This is a genomic window from Marinomonas sp. (assembly GCF_039940335.1).
Lineage (GTDB): Bacteria > Pseudomonadota > Gammaproteobacteria > Pseudomonadales > Marinomonadaceae > Marinomonas.
This window is the reverse complement of sequence record NZ_JBDVGW010000013.1, coordinates 974580-992350: the sequence shown is the minus strand read 5'-3', so window position 1 is coordinate 992350 and position 17771 is coordinate 974580. Positions and strand designations below refer to the sequence as shown.

The following is a 17771-nucleotide window of genomic DNA, read 5'->3' as shown; positions in this document are numbered from 1 at the left end:
TGTTTGGCACCTCGATGTCGGCTCATCACATCCTGGGGCTGAAGCCGGTCCCAAGGGTATGGCTGTTCGCCATTTAAAGTGGTACGCGAGCTGGGTTTAGAACGTCGTGAGACAGTTCGGTCCCTATCTGCCGTGGACGTTTGAGATTTGAGAGGAGCTGCTCCTAGTACGAGAGGACCGGAGTGGACGAACCTCTGGTGTTCCGGTTGTCACGCCAGTGGCATTGCCGGGTAGCTATGTTCGGACGGGATAACCGCTGAAAGCATCTAAGCGGGAAGCCTCCCTCAAGATAAGATCTCACTGGGACATAAGTCCCCTAAAGAGCCGTTCGAGACTAGGACGTTGATAGGTTGGGTGTGTAAGTGCTGTGAGGCATTGAGCTAACCAATACTAATTGCTCGTGAGGCTTGACCATATAACACCAAAGTGGTTTTACATATATTACGATACAAACCAAAGCTGGTTTAATACTTGATACACGTTATTTCAAAATGAATTGTTAAAGATCCAAGCATGTCTTCGCGTGTTTTGGTACGGCTAACGAAAGAAAGCCACCAGAACGAACGCAACAGAATTGCTTGACGATCATAGAGGCGTTGAACCACCTGATCCCATCCCGAACTCAGAAGTGAAAAGCGCCATCGCCGATGGTAGTGTGGGGGATCCCATGTGAGAGTAGGTCGTCGTCAAGCTTAATTATACGAGAACCCCACATAGCCAACGCTGTGTGGGGTTTTTTATTGCAGACACGCATGCGAGAGTAGGTTGTCGTCAAGCTTTAAATTAAGAGAAACCCGTTCTGCATACGCAGAGCGGGTTTTTTCGTTTCAGTCATACCAAAAGTAGGTACCGCTTTAGCGGGACGCGGAAAACCTCTTGAGTGCTTTTTCTAGTGAGTTTTCGCTCTGAGCCATGGTACACGCAGGTTGTGGCCTTCCATTTACTTGCGCCTGTCTCGTGCCTCGACGCGTCAGCGTAAATACAAATCCACAACTGTCCCTAATTCAAAGCAACATATCCAATTAATGCTGATAACCAATCGTAGGTTCGCATTTATGCGGAAATGGTTCCACAGGAACCACGCTACCGATGATGTTTTAGTTAATCTTTGGAGTGCATGTTTGCGCTTGATTGCCATCAATTCCGCCTTCGGCTAAAGCCGAACCTACAAAACCAGCCTGACTTATACTGATAACAAACCGTAGGTCCGCCTTCAGGCTGACGCGGAAATCATGTTGACGATAACGTAAGTTTTTCATTGACCACGGTGACTGAAGATATTTGGGTTAATCTTTAAATTGCATGATTGCGCTGGACTACCATCAACTCCGCTTTCGGCTAAAGCCGAACCTACAAGATAAGCTTCACATATACTGATGATCAACCGTAGTTCCGCCTTCAGGCTGACGCCCAAATCATGTTGATGATAACGTAAGAGATCGACGGTATAGGCTAATTTGCTTTTATACGTGTTTAAGGTAAGAAAAAGAGCTTATCGAATGTCGCCTTAGATATGCAAGTTCGATAAGCCCTGAAAGTACTGAGGGGGTGTTACTTTTTAGCTTTGCCTTCGAAGAACATGTTTACGGTGAAGTCGTTTGTACCAATGCGTTTTTGGTCCATGCCGAAGTCTGAAAATTTAAGGTCGACAGAGCCTTCGAACCCTGCGCGGTAGTCTCCCCAAGGTGAAGCGCCTTCGCCAATTAGGTTAGCATCAAATGTAATAGCTTTGGTCACACCGTGTAGATTAAGGTCGCCATCTACTTTCACTTTGCCGTCGCCTAAGTCACTAATGCTGGTACTTTTGAACGTGGCGGTTGGGTATTTCGATGCATTTAGGTAGTCAGACCCTGTGATGTGTTTGTCACGCTTGGCGTGGTTTGAGTCAAAGCTTTGGGTTTGAATGGTGACATCAACACTGGAAGCATTGATGTTGTCTTTGTCGTATTCAAAGCTACCTGAAAAGTCGTTAAAGCGGCCTTTTACCCAGCTGATACCGATATGTTTAACTTTTACGTCGATTTGTGAGTGAGCGCCTGACTTGGAGTCATCAATCACGTAAGTTGCAGCATTAGCAAGGCTTGCTGAGGCAATACATAGTCCTAATAGGCTGTGCTTTAGTAAGTTCTTCATGGTTTCTCCTTGAGTCCTAATATGTTTTTTAAAGTGTTATCTTTATCAACGCAATGGTGTTTCAGTGCCGCAAAGGTATGCAGGATCACTAAGCCAATCAGTGCAAAGGCTGAGTAGTAGTGAACTTCACCCGCATAGCTTGCTTGGTTTTCAAAGAAATCTTGTGGGCCGGGTATACGAAACCACTCAAATATCTGTATGCCTTGGCCGCCAGCGTAGCTGATGAGCAGACCGGATAATAGAATCACGAAGCAGATGAAATAAAGGGTTTTGTGAGCGATTTGGCTAGCGGTATTGATAAAAGGGCTGTTTTTCTCTGGTGGTTTAGGGGTTTTGTTGATCATCCGCCAAATCAGGCGATACACCATGAAAAGTAGGACTAGTATGCCGATGGCTTCATGAATTTGTGGACCTAGGGTATAAAACGAGTCGTAGTAACTCAGGTCTGTCATGTATAAGCCTAGGGCAAATAGACCAATGATGGCGACGGCTAGTAACCAATGTAGGAGGATGCTTGTCCAGCCCCATTGAGTGTCACTGTTTTTGTAGTGTTTGACGAAACGCATATATTCTCATCCGTTTTGATAGTATGTGCTTTTAGCCTTGATGATAAATTGGACAGCGAATTCAGCGAAGAGTTCGTAAAGCTTATCATCTTTATTGCTTAAGGCTTATTAAGCTTTATGAAGGCTTTTCGCATAAATTGAAAGTTATTTGTACCCCCAAATAAAAAATCAGCCCGAAGGCTGATTTTATGAACTGAAAGCGATACTAGCGTACGCTGTTGGCGAGATCGTTAAGTAAGGTGCGCTGAGCACTGCGATACTCATCTTTTCTAGGTTTCGAGAGTTGATAAGAGCCATCGCTTTGCAGCAACCAACTCTGCGTGTTATCGGATAGATAAAACTCCAACTCTTTCTTCACTCGTCGTGCCAATTTGAAGTCTTGAATTGGGAAGGCGACTTCCACACGATTATTCAAGTTACGCTCCATACCATCGGCACTGGATAGATAGACTTGCGGGTTACGATTGTTGTAGAAGTAGTAAACACGGGTGTGCTCAAGGAAGCGACCAATGATACTGCGTACTCGTATGTTCGAAGAAACACCTTTGACACCCGGGCGTAAAGTACAAATACCTCGAACGATTAGATCGATTTTCACCCCGGCCTGAGATGCCTTATATAGTGCTTGCACTAGGCGTTGTTCAGTCAATGAGTTGACCTTAATAATGATGCGCGCGGGTTCGCCGTTGCGAGCATTTTCCGCTTCGCGGGCTACCATTTCCAATAAGCGATCACGTAAGGTGAAGGGAGCGTGAAGCAGTTTCTTAACTTTAAGCTCTTTGCTCATACCGGTAAGTTGCTGGAACACACGATGTACATCATCACCAATTTCTTTATCACACGTTAAGAAACTGTAATCTGTATAAAGGCGTGCATTCCCCGCGTGGTAGTTACCTGTACCTAGGTGTACGTAGCGATTCAGCTCGGAGCCTTCACGACGTACGATTATGATCATTTTTGCGTGTGTCTTGTGGCGAACCACACCGTAAACGACAATGGCGCCTGCGTCCTGTAAGCGGCTGGCAAGGGCCAAGTTTTCTGCTTCATCGAAGCGTGCTCGCAATTCGATGACAACGGTCACTTCCTTACCGTTTCGTGCCGCTTCTACTAAGGCATTAGCGATAGGGGAACGTGCCCCCGTGCGGTAGAGAGTTTGCCGAATGGCCACCACTTTTGGATCTTTGGCCGCTTCACTTAGTAAGTCAATTACAGGTGCAAAGCTTTCAAAGGGGTGCATTAACAGATAGTCACGTTGTCTAATCGCTTCAAAAATAGTCCCCGCATTAGCGAGTTTTCTTGGTAAGCCAGGAGAGAAGGGTGAGTACATTAGATCGCCACGATCAACTAAATCTAGCACGGCCATCAAACGGCTAAGGTTAACTGGGCCATCAGTACGATATAAGTCTGCTTGTTCTAAGTCGAACTGTTTAAGTAAGGAGTCAACGATGTGCTCAGGGCAGTTGTCCGCGATCTCTAAACGTACCGAACTACCATAATGGCGGCTTTGTAATTCTGTTCGTAGAGCACCTGCCAAATCGACCCCAATATCATCGGAATCCACTTCAAGGTCAGCGTTACGCGTTAGACGGAACTGGAAACACCCTTTAACAGTCATGCCTGGAAAAAGCTGGTCCGCATGGGCGTGGATGATAGATGAAAGGAAGACCATGTTGTCGCCCCCTTCACACACGTCATCTGGTAGTTTCACCAAACGTGGTAGTGAACTCGGCGCAGGGACAATGGCTAAGCCATTTTCACGACCAAAAGCATCACGCCCTTCTAGCTCTACAACGAAGTTGAAGGTTTTGTTAGCCAGGCGAGGGAAGGGGTGAGTTGGGTCTAAGCCGATTGGGCTGATGACAGGTAACGCATTGTCATTAAAGTATTTTTTCACCCAAGCAGATTGCTTTTCTGTCCACAAAGAGCGGCGAATAAAGCGAATGTTTTCTTCTGCTAACTTAGGGAAGATTATGTCGTTTAGGATTTTGTACTGACGGCGAACCAGTCTGTGGGCGCGTTCACTAATGAGCTTTAAAACCTGCTTTGGGTGCATGCCATCAGGACCGTTTTCTTCACGGCTGTATTCCACTTGGCTTTTTAAGCCCGCAACACGAATCTCAAAAAACTCGTCCATGTTAGAGCTGAAAATACATAGGAACATTAGGCGATTTAAGATTGGATGGTTTTCATCCATCGCCTGTTCTAGTACTCGAGCGTTAAATTGTAGGTGGCTTAATTCACGGTTGAAATACAACTCGGGATCGGCCAAATCAATCTCTTCGGGTAAGCGCTTTTCTATCGCCACGTTACTGGCATTTTTAGGCTGTTCCGGAATGGGTTCAAGTACTAATTCTTCTGCGTCAACTTCGGCGATGACAGCAGGATGAATCTCTATATTTTCTACTTCAGACTGGTCAGACATGTGTTTTATTAACTCCCAAATACCGTCTTAAAAATTATGGTATTACCGTCGTTAATCTTACGCTAGAGTAAGTATTAACTAACCTATAACAATAGCACAGCCTGTTAGCCTATCGAACGCTTATTGGCCTTTTAACAGACGGGCTGCATCTTTTGCAAAATATGTCAGGATGCCATCAGCACCAGCGCGTTTGAACGCTAGCAATGATTCCATCATGACGCTGTTTTTATCGAGCCAACCATTTTCAAAGGCGGCCATTTGCATCGCATACTCACCACTTACTTGATAAGCAAAGGTAGGTACTTGTAATTCTGTTTTTACTCTACGCACTACATCTAAGTAAGGCATGCCTGGTTTTACCATGACCATGTCTGCGCCTTCATCAAGATCAAGCATCACTTCCCGTAAAGCTTCATCGGAATTAGCAGGGTCCATCTGGTAGGTAAATTTATTGCCTTTACCAAGATTACCGCTAGAGCCAACAGCATCTCTGAATGGTCCATAGTAGGCGGAAGCGTATTTGGCGGCATAAGCCATAATGCGGGTATAAATAAAGCCAGATGTCTCAAGAGCTTCACGAACTGCGCCAATACGGCCATCCATCATGTCAGAAGGCGCGACCACATCGGCACCTGCTTCTGCATGGGAAAGCGCCTGTTTGACCAGAACCTCAACAGTGATCTCATTAAGTACGTAGCCGCTGTCATCGATAATGCCGTCTTGACCATGGGTAGTGAATGGGTCAAGGGCTACATCTGTCATCACACCTAACTCAGGAAAGGCTTCTTTAAGTGCTCGTACAGCGCGCTGGGCAAGGCCGTCAGGGTTATAGGACTCTTCGGCAAGTAAGGACTTTTGTGGCTCATCCACCACAGGAAATAAGGCCACCATAGGGATGCCTAGTTCGACTAGTTCTGCGGCTTCTTTGAGTAATAGATCAATGCTGACACGTTCAATACCCGGCATGGAAGGAATTACCTGGCGCGTATTTTCACCTTCAATGACAAACATCGGGTAGATTAAGTCATCACAGCTGAGACGATTCTCACGCATTAAGCGACGAGAAAAATCATCTTTTCGCATACGGCGCATGCGGGTAAATGGAAAGGTCATCCATTATCTCCTATTTAAGTGTGTGTTAATGTACTTTGTGTATGTGACAGTTTTAAGTCAATGGTTATATTCTACTTTTTTGCCAGCTAAGTTAACTGACTTTCGGCCTCTTCTAAGGTCTCTTGGGCTTCAAACCAAGCTTCTTCGCTTTCGTCTAAGGCTTTTTTCCATTTGGCTTCATCCGCTAATAGGCTCTGCAGCTTATCTTTTTGTTCCGCTTCATAGAGTGCAGAATCTCCCATTTCATCGGCAATTTTATCGAGATGTTGCTGAGCGGTCTGCATAGCCTTTTCATGTTTTTCGATTTGCTTACGAAGAGGGCGCAGCTTTTCCCTTAATTCAGCGGCTTTACGGCGCTCTTCTTTGCGGTCGACTTTTTCATGGCTGCTGACAGGCGCGTCGCCTTGTATCGCAGCAAGTTGGCGAGCTTGTAGCCATTGATGATAAGCGGCGAGATCCCCGTCAAAGGCTTGCACCTTGTTGTCGGCCACTAGATAAAATTCATCAACAGTACTGTTTAATAAGTGTCTATCGTGGGAGACCAACAAAATGGCACCGGGGAAAGCTTGCAACGCCTCGGTTAAGGCTTGACGCATTTCCAAATCCAAGTGGTTAGTCGGCTCATCGAGTACCAGTAGGTTTGGTTTAGTCCAAGTGATTAACGAAAGAGCCAAGCGCGCTTTTTCTCCCCCAGAAAAGCCTTTGACTGGGCGCAGAGCATCATCGCCAATAAAGCCAAAACCACCTAGGTAACGACGGATTTCATTTTCCAGTACCTTAGGTGTCAACCTCTGAATATGCAGTAGAGGTGACGCTTCTAGATCAAGAGCACTAAGCTGATGTTGGGAAAAATATCCTATCTTTAGGTTTTCACCACAGACACGATTGCCTGATAAAAGTTTGATTTCACCGACAAGGGATTTAATCAGTGTGGATTTACCCGCGCCATTAGGGCCGAGCAGACCAATACGCTGACCATCGCGTAAGGTGAAGTTCGTGTTTGCCAACTGGACAATAGGTTGCTGGCTAGTAGATAGGTAGCCTAGATCTGCTTGTGATAAGTCCACCAGTTGCTGAGAAGTTTTATCCGCGAATGGAATGCTAAATTCAAATTGAGAGTCAATATGAGCTGGGCCAATGAGCTCCATTTTTTCCAGCATACGCAAGCGGCTTTGGGCTTGTTTCGCTTTGTCGGCCTTATAGCGAAAGCGATCTACATACTGTTGTAAGTGTGCTCGCTTGGTTTGTTGTTTTTCAAAGTTGGCTTGCTGTTGGGCGAGATGTTCAGCCCGTTGGCGTTCGTAATCGGAATAATTACCTTTATAGAGCGTCAAATGTTTTTGATAAAGGTGAACGATATGGCTACAAATACCATCAATGAAATCCCTATCGTGAGAGATAAGTAGCAAGGTACCTGGATATTGACGCAGCCAGTTTTCTAACCACATAACGGCATCAAGGTCCAAGTGGTTGGTAGGCTCGTCCAAAAGTAATACCTCTGATGGGCACATTAGAGCCTTAGCTAGATTCAGACGAATACGCCACCCACCAGAAAAATCCGAAACAGGACGCTGCATGTCAGACATTTTAAACCCGAGACCTTGTAACAGAGTTTCCCCACGAGATTGTGCTGTGTAACCCTGAGCGCTTTCGTATTCTCCTAACCACGTGGCGTGGGCATTATCATCATTATCTGCCTTGGCTTTGCTGATATTGGCTTCAATGTTGCGTAGATTTTCGTCACCGTCCAAACAATAGTCGAGAGCGCTACGCTGACTTTCATGAACTTCCTGCGCCATAAAGGCGATACGACGTTGTCCTGGTAAAATAACCTCTCCGGTATCAGCGCTTAGATCGCCACGTACCATCGCAAACAAGGAAGATTTACCCGCCCCGTTGGCACCAATGAGACCGACTTTTTGCCCCTCAAAAATGGTCATGTTGGCATCTTCTAGTAAAAACTGGGTGCCTCGTTGCAAACTAACTTCAGTAAATTGAATCATAAAAACAGCGTGTCTCTTATGTCGATTACGGGCAGGAATAATAGCTGCCAATGCTTTGAATATATGGTTTGGCATTTTAGAGTGCTGCACAGGGAAACGAAATAGCATAGACAAGAATATTCCCAGTTTATCCATGCTTTAAAGTGGATGAATAGATGACTCAGAGGTAAAATAGCCGGTAATAACGTAAAACAGTTTGAACGCACTGAAATACAGTGCAGGGTGAATTTTTTGAATAATTTAACGGTAAACGAAATTCAGCGCTTTTCTTTCGACCACACCAATGTACGTGGCGAACGAGTGCTATTAAACAGTGCCTATCAAGACATCATTAAACGTAAAGAATATCCACTAGTATTAGAAAAACTGCTGGGTGAATTTGTCGCTGCGATTGCGCTGTTGCGTGACATCATCAAGATCGACGGCGTCTTATCATTACAAGCCAAGGGTAACGGCTTTTTATCTACCTTGATGACAGAATGTGATGAAAAGCAGAATCTACGTGGTATTGTGCAATGGCAAGAAGACCAGCCTGTTCCGGAGACGATCTCTTTAAAAGACCTGCTTGAAGGCGGTTACTTGGTCATTACCATCGCACCCCGTAATGGTCAAACTTACCAAGGTATTGTGGAAGTGACTGGTGAGACATTGGCAGAAAGTCTTGAACAGTATTTCTTCCAATCTGAGCAGCTTCCTAGCCGCATCTGGTTGGCTGCTAATGGCGTTCAGTGTGGCGGCTTGTTCTTGCAGCGCTTACCAGAAGAACAAGCGAAGGAAGACGACGAAGACGCCTGGACACGTTTAACGCATTTGGCTTCTACTGTAAGTGAAGAAGAGCTTGTGGGTCTAGAAACCGAAGAGCTACTGCATCGTTTGTACCATGAAGAAGAGATACGATTGTACGAAACCAAAAGCATGCAATTTGGCTGCTCTTGTTCACGCCAGCGTACGCTAGAAGCTGTGTTGTCCATTGGCGCAGAAGAGATTCGTGAACTATTGATCGAGCAGGAAGCGATACAAGTAGACTGTCAATTCTGTGCAGAACATTATTCGTTTAGTGGAACAGACTTTGAAGGCCTGCTGGGGGATCAAGCGCAAACGCACTAGCGCCTGCTTTATGTTTAAGTGCAAGTTTTATCATAGGACTTGCGCTTAAATAGTCTGTTTTAACCACCTTTTTCAACGCAATACTAAGGCGATAGAGTAGTAAGATTTTTTATATTTATTCCGACTATTTTCATTTCTTTAAAATCCTTTGTAAAACCCTAAAAAAACACAAAAATCCATTTATATTCATGGTGTTACAAGTATCTGTTATGGTTATTCGGTCGATTCGGCGATGATATTGCCTTACTATCGGTATTCTTCCATTTTCGCCCCAAGACATTGCCTTTAAAATCCGTATAATCGAGCTGACCTGCTTAGAATCCTTGTTAGGTTGTTCGTTTTTTGACTTGTTGATGCCCATTAACAAGCAAAGACGTTCAGAGGAGAGTGATAAAAAAAACACTAGGTTTATTTAGATGATATTCAATAGTGCCGGCCAAAAGCCTCTTTTTTCTATCGCTTTCAAATTCATAATTAGCTACTACACGGCGAAATCATATGACCTCAAACTCTGTAGACGTTTTATTAGTCGGGGGTGGTGCTATGAGCACAACCCTAGGGATGTTACTTAAGCAATTAGACCCAAGTATGACACTCACTATGGTTGAGCGCTTAGGTAGTATTGCCAAAGAAAGTACGGATGGCTGGAATAATGCTGGTACCGGCCATGCCGCTTATTGTGAACTAAACTATACATCTGAAAATGCTGATGGCACGGTGAATATTGATAAAGCTGTCAATATCAACGCCGCTTTTGAAGTGAGCTTACAATTCTGGTCTTACCTTGTTGAGCAAGGCAAAATGCCTACCCCACAAGAATTTATTCAGCGCGTTCCTCATCAAAGTTTTGTTTGGGGAGAGAGTAACGTAGCGAAATTAAAAGCACGTTATGAAGCGATGAGTGCGCACCCAGCGTTTCAAGGCATGCAGTACAGCGAGGACAAAGAAGAGCTGAGCAAGTGGATGCCTTTGATAATGCAAAACCGCGACATAAAGGAGCCTTTAGCGGCGACTCGTGTTGAGCATGGTACAGACGTTAACTTTGGTGCAATTGCTCGTAGTATGGGCAAATACCTAGAGCAATCTGAAGGCTTTGATTTGAGTTTAAATAGCCAAGTTGAAAAGCTAAGCCAGCAAGCCGACGGCAGTTGGGATGTGGTGATTGATCAAAATGGTCAGTGCAAAACGGTCAATGCTAAATTTGTATTCTTAGGTGCGGGCGGTGGAGCTTTACCATTGCTACAAAAAGCTGGTGTGAAGGAAAGCAAAGGCTACGGTGGTTTCCCGGTAAGTGGTCAATGGTTGGTGTGTGAAAAGCCTGAATTGGTTGAACAACATCATGCAAAAGTATACGGTGCAGCACCAATTGGTGCGCCACCAATGTCTGTTCCTCATCTTGATACTCGTATCATTGATGGCAAGAAAGCCATATTGTTTGGTCCTTTTGCTGGTTTCACGACTAAATTCTTGAAAACAGGTTCTTTCTTTGATCTACCAAAGAGTATTCAGCTAGATAACTTAAAACCAATGCTGAGTGTTGGTAAGAACAACATGGACCTTACTCGCTATCTGATTGGGGAAGTAATGCAATCTCATAAAGATCGTTGTAATTCACTTCGTAATTTTTACCCAGAAGCAAAAGATGACGATTGGTCCCTCGCTTACGCCGGTCAAAGGGTACAAATTATCAAGAAAGACGCTCAAGGCGTGGGTAAGTTAGAGTTCGGAACGGAAGCCATTGTTACAGAAGACGGTTCTTTAGCGGCTTTACTAGGGGCTTCACCGGGCGCTTCTACGACAGTGAACACCATGATCGGTATATTAGAGCGCAGCTTCCCAGAAAAGATTGCTTCAGAGTCTTGGCAAGCCAAACTGAAAGAGATGGTCCCTTCTTACGGCCAGTCTCTTGTGGAAAACACAGATCTTCTATTGTCGATCCGTGAGCGTACGCTAAGTACATTGAACCTTAAGCCGTAACCATTTTTTACGATCAAAAAGCTGAGCCCTGCTCAGCTTTTTTTATTTTTACATTAGCTTTCTATTTACGACAGAGAAATTTATGACCATGACTTTTGCTGAGCGCGCAGATCAGCTATGCGACACATTAAGAGAATTTGAACATCAAGCAGAAGAGGGAGATCAGTTATTTTACTGTGCTTACTTACTGGGCTTGTTAGGTTTACATGGCAATGCAGAAGGGGAAGGTCAGCAAGCTTTCGATATCGCTTTTGAAAATACACTTAAAGACACACTGGAGTCTGAAGGCGTTATTGAGAGTGATCAACAACAAATTCTTGCTCTTTGGCAGCAAACTTGCGGAACGATATAGGTTTAATTCAACTTATATTTTGCAAAAGAAAACCGAAGCTAAGCTTCGGTTTTTTTGTATGTATCAACTTAAGCGACTTCTTAAAGCTGAGGTTTGTCAGGATGTGGCGCGTAGGCGAACACATCTGAATAGCAGTTGTCCTTGCTTAGACCCTTCAGTTCAAGTTGGTCTAACGTGCCGTAGACCATACCAACAGAACCACTAATTACCGCTTTATATTGGCTTAAATCAGCATGGTCGGCGAGTACTGACTCATATAACCAGCCGGTACGACCTTGCCACTCAGGGCTTGGGTCGTTAACGATCACGTTAAGCGACACATTTGGCTGCTCAGCAATCGCTTCAAGCCATGGCTTGGCAAATACATCGGTAACCGTGCGAAGCCCCCAGTAAACGGAAATTTTTCCCGCAAATTGGTTGGCTACTAAGGTGTCATGTAGGCTTTTAATTTGAGAAAAACCTGTGCCGCCAGCAATCAAAAGAATGTGTTCGGCTGGTGAATTTAACATGCCATTTTCAAGGTGGCAGTCACCGCCAGGCATTTTCACTGTGATAGAAGGGTTGTTTTGAATGTGCTCAACGACTTTATGGGCCAAGGACTCAGGATCCGAGACAAGAATATAAAGCGTGAGATTAGGTAATTCGTTAGGGGCACTACCGATAGAATAAGGCACTTGCTCACCTGTAGGTAGCACGATCATTAAATATTGACCGGCAATAAATTGTGTATCGGCAATCTCTAGGTTGACCTGATAAACATTCTGATTGATCAGCTCAACACCTTGTACTTGTGCAATGACGTCTTTCACTAGACTACTCCAATACCAGTCGAAGTTGGGTTAGGTAACCATCATAAATCACTGGGACGATTAGTTTGATAACTTAGCTAAAAAAAAGCCACTTTCAATAAGTGGCTTTATGGGCACCTAACAAGTAAATTTACTTGTTTTTGCCTTTCATAGATTCGAAGAACTCATCATTGGTCTTAGTGACACGTAAACGGTCAATCAAGAACTCAGTCGCAGCAACATCTTCCATAGGATTCAGTAACTTACGAAGGATCCACATGCGTTGTAGTTCATCTTCTGAGGTAAGTAGGTCTTCACGACGTGTACCAGAGCGACGAATGTTAATCGCAGGGAAGGTACGCTTTTCAGCAATCTTACGATCAAGGTGAAGTTCAGAGTTACCTGTACCTTTAAACTCCTCGAAGATAACCTCGTCCATTTTCGAACCAGTATCAACCAGTGCTGTCGCAATAATGGTTAAGCTGCCGCCTTCTTCGATGTTACGAGCCGCACCAAAGAAACGTTTAGGGCGTTCTAGAGCATTGGCATCCACACCACCTGTTAAAACTTTACCAGAGGATGGGATAACAGTGTTGTAAGCTCGGGCCAGACGCGTAATCGAGTCAAGCAAGATCACCACGTCACGTTTATGTTCTACTAGGCGTTTCGCTTTTTCGATCACCATTTCTGCAACCTGTACGTGACGGGTTGGTGGTTCATCAAAAGTAGAAGCGACCACTTCACCGCGAACGGTACGGGTCATTTCGGTTACTTCTTCAGGGCGTTCGTCGATCAATAGAACAATCAGGTCACACTCAGGTGTATTGCGTGTGATGGCGTTAGCGATGTTTTGCAACATGAAGGTTTTACCGGCTTTAGGTGGAGAAACCACCAAAGCACGCTGACCTTTACCCATTGGGGCAACAAGATCAATAATTCTAGAAGTGACATCTTCAGTAGAGCCGTTACCCGCTTCCATAATAAGGCGTTCGTCTGGGAACAAAGGGGTCAGGTTTTCAAAAAGAATTTTGTTACGAACGCTTTCAGGTTTATCAAAGTTAATTTCGTTAACTTTTAGGAGTGCGAAGTAACGCTCACCGTCTTTGGGTGGACGGATTTTTCCCGCAATCGTATCACCTGTGCGCAGGTTGAAGCGACGGATCTGACTTGGAGATACATAAATGTCGTCCGGACCTGCTAAGTAAGAGCTGTCAGGGGATCGCAAAAAGCCAAAGCCGTCTTGCAGGATTTCCAAGATACCATCGCCGTATATGTCTTCCCCACCTTTCGCATGTCGCTTAAGAATGGAAAAGATAACGTCTTGTTTGCGAGAGCGGGCCATATTGTCTATGCCGACTTCTGCTGCGATATCTAATAGTTCATGTACTGATTTCTGTTTTAATTCGGTAAGGTTCATATACGGATGTTTGCGCTGGCTCATGTGAGGAAAATTGACGGAATTAGTGTTAGTGAAAAATATTGAAACGCTAATTTGTGTTTGGAAGTATGATTTTAATATTAGCTATGAAGTTTTCAAATTTTGAACAAATAATTATGCAGTTTGTTCTAAATTGAAGGACCCCAAAGGACAAATCTATATAGCAAAAAACGTTTGATTGGAATCTTGAGCCAAATTGAAATAGTTTCAAAAAGTATCAAGAACACACTTACTATAGTTCGACTTAAAGGCGAGGTCTATAGTGAAACCTCGGAAAAATTGATTTTTGGCATTTTTTTGATCAATTTTTAACGTAATTTGTTTGAAATGACTCTAATTGTACTTATATGTCCGGACTCACCTTATAAAAAGCCTAATAACTCCAAAAAGGTGCCTTGTTTGCTGCTAATGATTTTAGTCGAGTAACTGATATACTCGGGTTTTAAATAAGACCACGGCAAAGAAGGCTAACGGATGCAATCACTCTTTTTGCAACAATCTCATGACTTTCCTTTCGAAAAAATCGCGGCCATTGATCTTGGATCGAACAGTTTTCATATGGTCATTGCGCAAGTAACTCATGGTCAATTGAGGATTATTGCTGAATACGGCGAGAAGGTGCAATTAGCCGCTGGGCTAGTCAATGGTCACCTTGATGATGAATCACAAAAAAGAGGGTTGGACTGTTTATCCCAGTTTGCTCAAGCCATTGAAGATTTACCTCCTGGCTCGGTACGTGTCGTCGGTACAAACGCTTTGCGTGTGGCTAAGAATAAATATAATTTCATTGGCAAAGCGATGGACATCATGAGCCATCCAGTTGAGATCATTGCTGGACGAGAAGAAGCCCGCCTTATCTTTGTGGGGGTGTCCCGCACCATGGATCATGGCGATGCGAAAAAGCTGGTGGTTGATATTGGTGGTGGTAGTACAGAATTCATTATCGGACAGCAGCTTGAGCCTATTCTCACTGAAAGTTTGCATATGGGGTGTGTGAGTTATACCAAACGCTTCTTCCCAGAAGGTGAAATAACCAAGTCCAATTTTCAAAAAGCCATTACTGCTGCCCGCCTAGAATTATTAAGTATCCAAGATGATTACCTCGACGAACAATGGGACATAGCCATTGGCTCATCAGGCACTATTAAGGCGGCTTTCAATATTATCCGTGAAAATAACTGGAGCAAAAAAGGCGTTACCCTCAAGTCTTTGAAGCAGATCCAGAAACTATTATTAGCGGCAGGGCACCCAGATAAAGTGGATTTCCCAGGCTTGAAGCCAGAGCGGAAAAATACGATTGCGGCGGGTATTGCCATCTTAATAGCCGTGTTCGAATGTTTCGATATTAAGCAAATGGATTTTTCTGTTGGTGCTCTTCGTGAAGGGGTTCTGTATGACATAATGGGTCGTTATGCTGAAACCGATATCCGTGAACGCACCGTTAATTACGTCCTAAATCAATATCATATAGACACGGAGCAGGCGAAGTTAGTTACTCATACAGCGTTGTCCGCTTTGGCTCAAGTGAAAGAAAAATGGCAGCTGGATAATATCTCTAGTGAGGACTTGTTACGCTGGGCAGGGCTTATGCATGAAGTTGGACTTGGTATTTCTCATAGCCGATATCATAAGCATGGGGCTTATATTATTAGTGAATCGGATATGCCCGGCTTCTCTCAACAGGAGCAGCAAGCTCTCGCCAATTTAATTTTGCGCCACCGTCGTAAATTTACTCAGTCACTCGACTTTCGCTTTGCTAAAAGTGACCAGCAAGATCTAGATCGTTTGTCGATTTTATTGCGTTTGTCTATCTTGCTACACCACGATCGTAAAGAAGGAGATATGCCTATTTTCTCTTTAAAAGCCGATGGTAAAAACTTGCACATAGAGTTTTTGGCAGAGTGGTTAGACAGTCGTCCGCTTACCTTGGCAAACTTGCAACGAGAAGCCGAGCTACTAAGTGGCAGTGGTTACACGCTTACTTTTAGTTAGAGCCAAGAAGGTTTGATCGAGCGGAATCAATTAGGATAACCGCTCGATTGAGCGATACAGGTCCACCGCTTCTTCGCGACTTAAACCATTGATACGTGAAGATCGACCAACACTGGAAGATACTTGGATCGATTCATTATGAGGTGCTTCTTGTTCCTCTTGTTGAGAAGAAGACGACTGGCTATTGGCGTTATCTAGAAGGGATTTAGCATAGTCAGAAAGCTGAATCGAATCGCTCTCTTTATAGGCTTGCTGATTTTGGGCCGAGTTATTCTCTACTGCTACGGAAGGCGTGGGCAGCATTTGGTGCCAAGAATGATTCGTTACATTTGAAATAGTCACAACAGTCCCCAAAAGTCTGAAGTCGTTTAATTATTAGCCAATAGCACATAAAAAACAACCTCCAATTTATAGCAGACGTTTGTCTTTTTAGTGACTGAAATCCAGCCAGTATTATTTTTGCTAAATTGACTTTTGTCAGTAGGCGTTAACGCTCAAGCTTTGTAAACTAGTTAACCTTTATTCTAATAATAATTCACAGATACGAGGCTTATAATGCCAGCTATTTTGCAATTTACATTGATCGCTCTTGCTGTTCTTGCCCTGCTTGGGGTTATTCTGGAAGATATTATTCATGTTAATAAAGCCAAGGTGACCTTATTTTTAGGGACTTTATCTTGGGTAATTCTCTTTATTTATCACAGCCAAGGCAGTGCAGAACATTCTGACTTAGTGACACTAGGCTTTGCTGAGAATATTGCTGAAATCGCCAGTCTCTGGCTCTTCTTAGTCTCTGCTATGACTTTTGTGGCCTATTTGAATAAAAAGGGTTTAATTGAAAATGTTATTTATTTACTGCTGCCACAAAAAATCACTGAGCGCCGACTGCTTTTCCTAACGGCGATTTTTTGTTTTGTCTTTTCATCTCTGGCCGACAACATTACCGCAACCCTCGTCTCTGTTACGCTCATTTTATCCCTGCGCTTAGACACTAAAAAAACCATACGGTTTGCCACACTAGTGGTGTTTGCCGTGAATTCAGGTGGGGTCGCTCTGATCACAGGAGATGTCACCACATTGATGATCTTTCTGGCCGGTAAAGTGGGCATTATCGACTTGCTTATGCTGTCGTTGCCGGCCTTTATTACAGTGATTTTGCTCGCTACGTTGTTGTGTCGCGGCATGGGAAATAGTGTTGAGATCAATAACCAAAGAGCAGAGGTGCGAGGTGTAGATGTCGCCATCGGCATTATCTTCTTATTAACGATTTTGCTGACGATTGTGGGTAATGTATTGTTCGCGATTCCACCGGTACTCACCTTCTTGATGGGAATGTCCATCATGTTTTTGGTGGCACGTTTCTTTAATGAGGATATAGAAGAAGATCCAATACTGGAGTATATTCGAAATATAGAGTTTGAAACTTTGTTGTTTTTCCTGGGTATTTTACTACTGGTTGGCATGTTAAAAGAGATCAGCGTATTGGACTCTCTGGTGCAGATGTACCAAGTACTGCCGCCTTATATTGCCAATTTCATTATGGGAGTATTGTCTTCTGCAATTGATAACGTGCCTTTAACCGCCGCTTTGTTGAAAGCCGGCATTGTGATGTCTCCAGCTGAATGGTTAGGTTTAACCTATGCAGTTGGGGTAGGCGGCTCCTTATTGGTCATTGGCTCTGCTGCAGGTATTGTTGCCATGAGTAAAGTGCAAGGCTTAACTTTTGCTTCTTATGCTCGTTATAGTCTAGTACTGCTCTTTGTCTACAGTGTGGGCTACTTAATGGTGATGTACCTATCTCAAATCATGCTCAATTAGTTTTTTTAGAGGGCTCTTTAGCCTTAGATAGGCCTAGAAATCTTAAGCTAAATAATAGCTTA

The 17771-nt window shown here is 44.0% G+C and carries 13 protein-coding genes and 2 rRNA genes; 7 read left to right on the top strand and 8 right to left on the bottom strand.

Going from position 1 to position 17771, the window contains the following annotated elements; genetic code table 11:
- Together ABJF92_RS14365 and rrf are read left to right on the top strand one after the other, a co-directional pair.
- Positions 1-415, top strand: a 23S ribosomal RNA gene (locus ABJF92_RS14365); the annotation flags it as partial.
- A 162-nt stretch (positions 416-577) separates the two neighbouring features.
- A 5S ribosomal RNA gene (gene rrf / locus ABJF92_RS14360) occupies positions 578-692 on the top strand.
- An 859-nt stretch (positions 693-1551) separates the two neighbouring features.
- On the opposite strand, the gene ABJF92_RS14355 is transcribed toward rrf, so the two are convergent.
- The 5 genes from ABJF92_RS14355 to ABJF92_RS14335 form a co-directional block, all read right to left on the bottom strand.
- A complete protein-coding gene (locus ABJF92_RS14355) occupies positions 1552-2133 on the bottom strand; it encodes a YceI family protein (protein ID WP_446816469.1) in 582 nt (193 codons plus the stop codon).
- Positions 2130-2699 carry a cytochrome b gene (locus ABJF92_RS14350; RefSeq protein WP_446816468.1) on the bottom strand — a complete coding sequence of 190 codons (570 nt, stop codon included), beginning with the start codon at positions 2697-2699 and terminating at the stop codon, positions 2130-2132. Before ABJF92_RS14350 ends, ABJF92_RS14355 begins: the two co-directional genes overlap by 4 nt.
- A gap of 205 nt (positions 2700-2904) precedes the next feature.
- On the bottom strand, positions 2905-5121 hold the full coding sequence (ppk1, locus tag ABJF92_RS14345) for a polyphosphate kinase 1 (protein WP_446816467.1): 2217 nt from the start codon (positions 5119-5121) through the stop codon (positions 2905-2907).
- 120 nt (positions 5122-5241) lie between these two features.
- Positions 5242-6234 carry a porphobilinogen synthase gene (hemB, locus tag ABJF92_RS14340; protein ID WP_446816466.1) on the bottom strand — a complete coding sequence of 331 codons (993 nt, stop codon included), beginning with the start codon at positions 6232-6234 and terminating at the stop codon, positions 5242-5244.
- 86 nt (positions 6235-6320) lie between these two features.
- Positions 6321-8237 (bottom strand): ATP-binding cassette domain-containing protein, encoded by a 1917-nt coding sequence (locus ABJF92_RS14335; RefSeq protein WP_446816465.1) that lies wholly within the window; start codon positions 8235-8237, stop codon positions 6321-6323.
- A gap of 222 nt (positions 8238-8459) precedes the next feature.
- Here ABJF92_RS14335 and hslO point away from each other — a divergent pair, with 222 nt between their 5' ends.
- The 3 genes from hslO to ABJF92_RS14320 all read left to right on the top strand — a co-directional run bounded on the left by hslO (position 8460) and on the right by ABJF92_RS14320 (position 11673).
- The gene (hslO, locus tag ABJF92_RS14330) at positions 8460-9344 is read left to right on the top strand and encodes an Hsp33 family molecular chaperone HslO (protein WP_446816464.1); all 885 of its coding nucleotides are present in this window, start codon (positions 8460-8462) and stop codon (positions 9342-9344) included.
- A 498-nt stretch (positions 9345-9842) separates the two neighbouring features.
- Positions 9843-11321, top strand: a complete 1479-nt coding sequence (gene mqo / locus ABJF92_RS14325; protein WP_446816463.1) for a malate dehydrogenase (quinone) — start codon at positions 9843-9845, stop codon at positions 11319-11321.
- Between the two features lie 82 nt (positions 11322-11403).
- A complete protein-coding gene (locus ABJF92_RS14320) occupies positions 11404-11673 on the top strand; it encodes a YfcL family protein (RefSeq protein WP_446816462.1) in 270 nt (89 codons plus the stop codon).
- Between the two features lie 80 nt (positions 11674-11753).
- On the opposite strand, the gene ABJF92_RS14315 is transcribed toward ABJF92_RS14320, so the two are convergent.
- A complete protein-coding gene (locus ABJF92_RS14315; protein ID WP_446816461.1) occupies positions 11754-12482 on the bottom strand; it encodes an NAD(P)H-flavin reductase in 729 nt (242 codons plus the stop codon).
- A gap of 130 nt (positions 12483-12612) precedes the next feature.
- Positions 12613-13878 carry a transcription termination factor Rho gene (rho, locus tag ABJF92_RS14310; protein WP_446816476.1) on the bottom strand — a complete coding sequence of 422 codons (1266 nt, stop codon included), beginning with the start codon at positions 13876-13878 and terminating at the stop codon, positions 12613-12615.
- Positions 13879-14373: 495 nt separating this feature from the next.
- Here rho and ABJF92_RS14305 point away from each other — a divergent pair, with 495 nt between their 5' ends.
- A complete protein-coding gene (locus ABJF92_RS14305; RefSeq protein WP_446816460.1) occupies positions 14374-15891 on the top strand; it encodes a Ppx/GppA phosphatase family protein in 1518 nt (505 codons plus the stop codon).
- A gap of 30 nt (positions 15892-15921) precedes the next feature.
- Here ABJF92_RS14305 and ABJF92_RS14300 read toward each other — a convergent pair whose 3' ends face one another.
- On the bottom strand, positions 15922-16233 hold the full coding sequence (locus ABJF92_RS14300) for a hypothetical protein (protein ID WP_446816459.1): 312 nt from the start codon (positions 16231-16233) through the stop codon (positions 15922-15924).
- Between the two features lie 213 nt (positions 16234-16446).
- On the opposite strand from ABJF92_RS14300, the gene nhaD reads away from it, so the two are divergent.
- Positions 16447-17709, top strand: coding sequence for a sodium:proton antiporter NhaD (gene nhaD, locus ABJF92_RS14295; protein WP_446816458.1), 1263 nt, complete (start codon positions 16447-16449; stop codon positions 17707-17709).
- Positions 17710-17771: the final 62 nt, after the last annotated feature.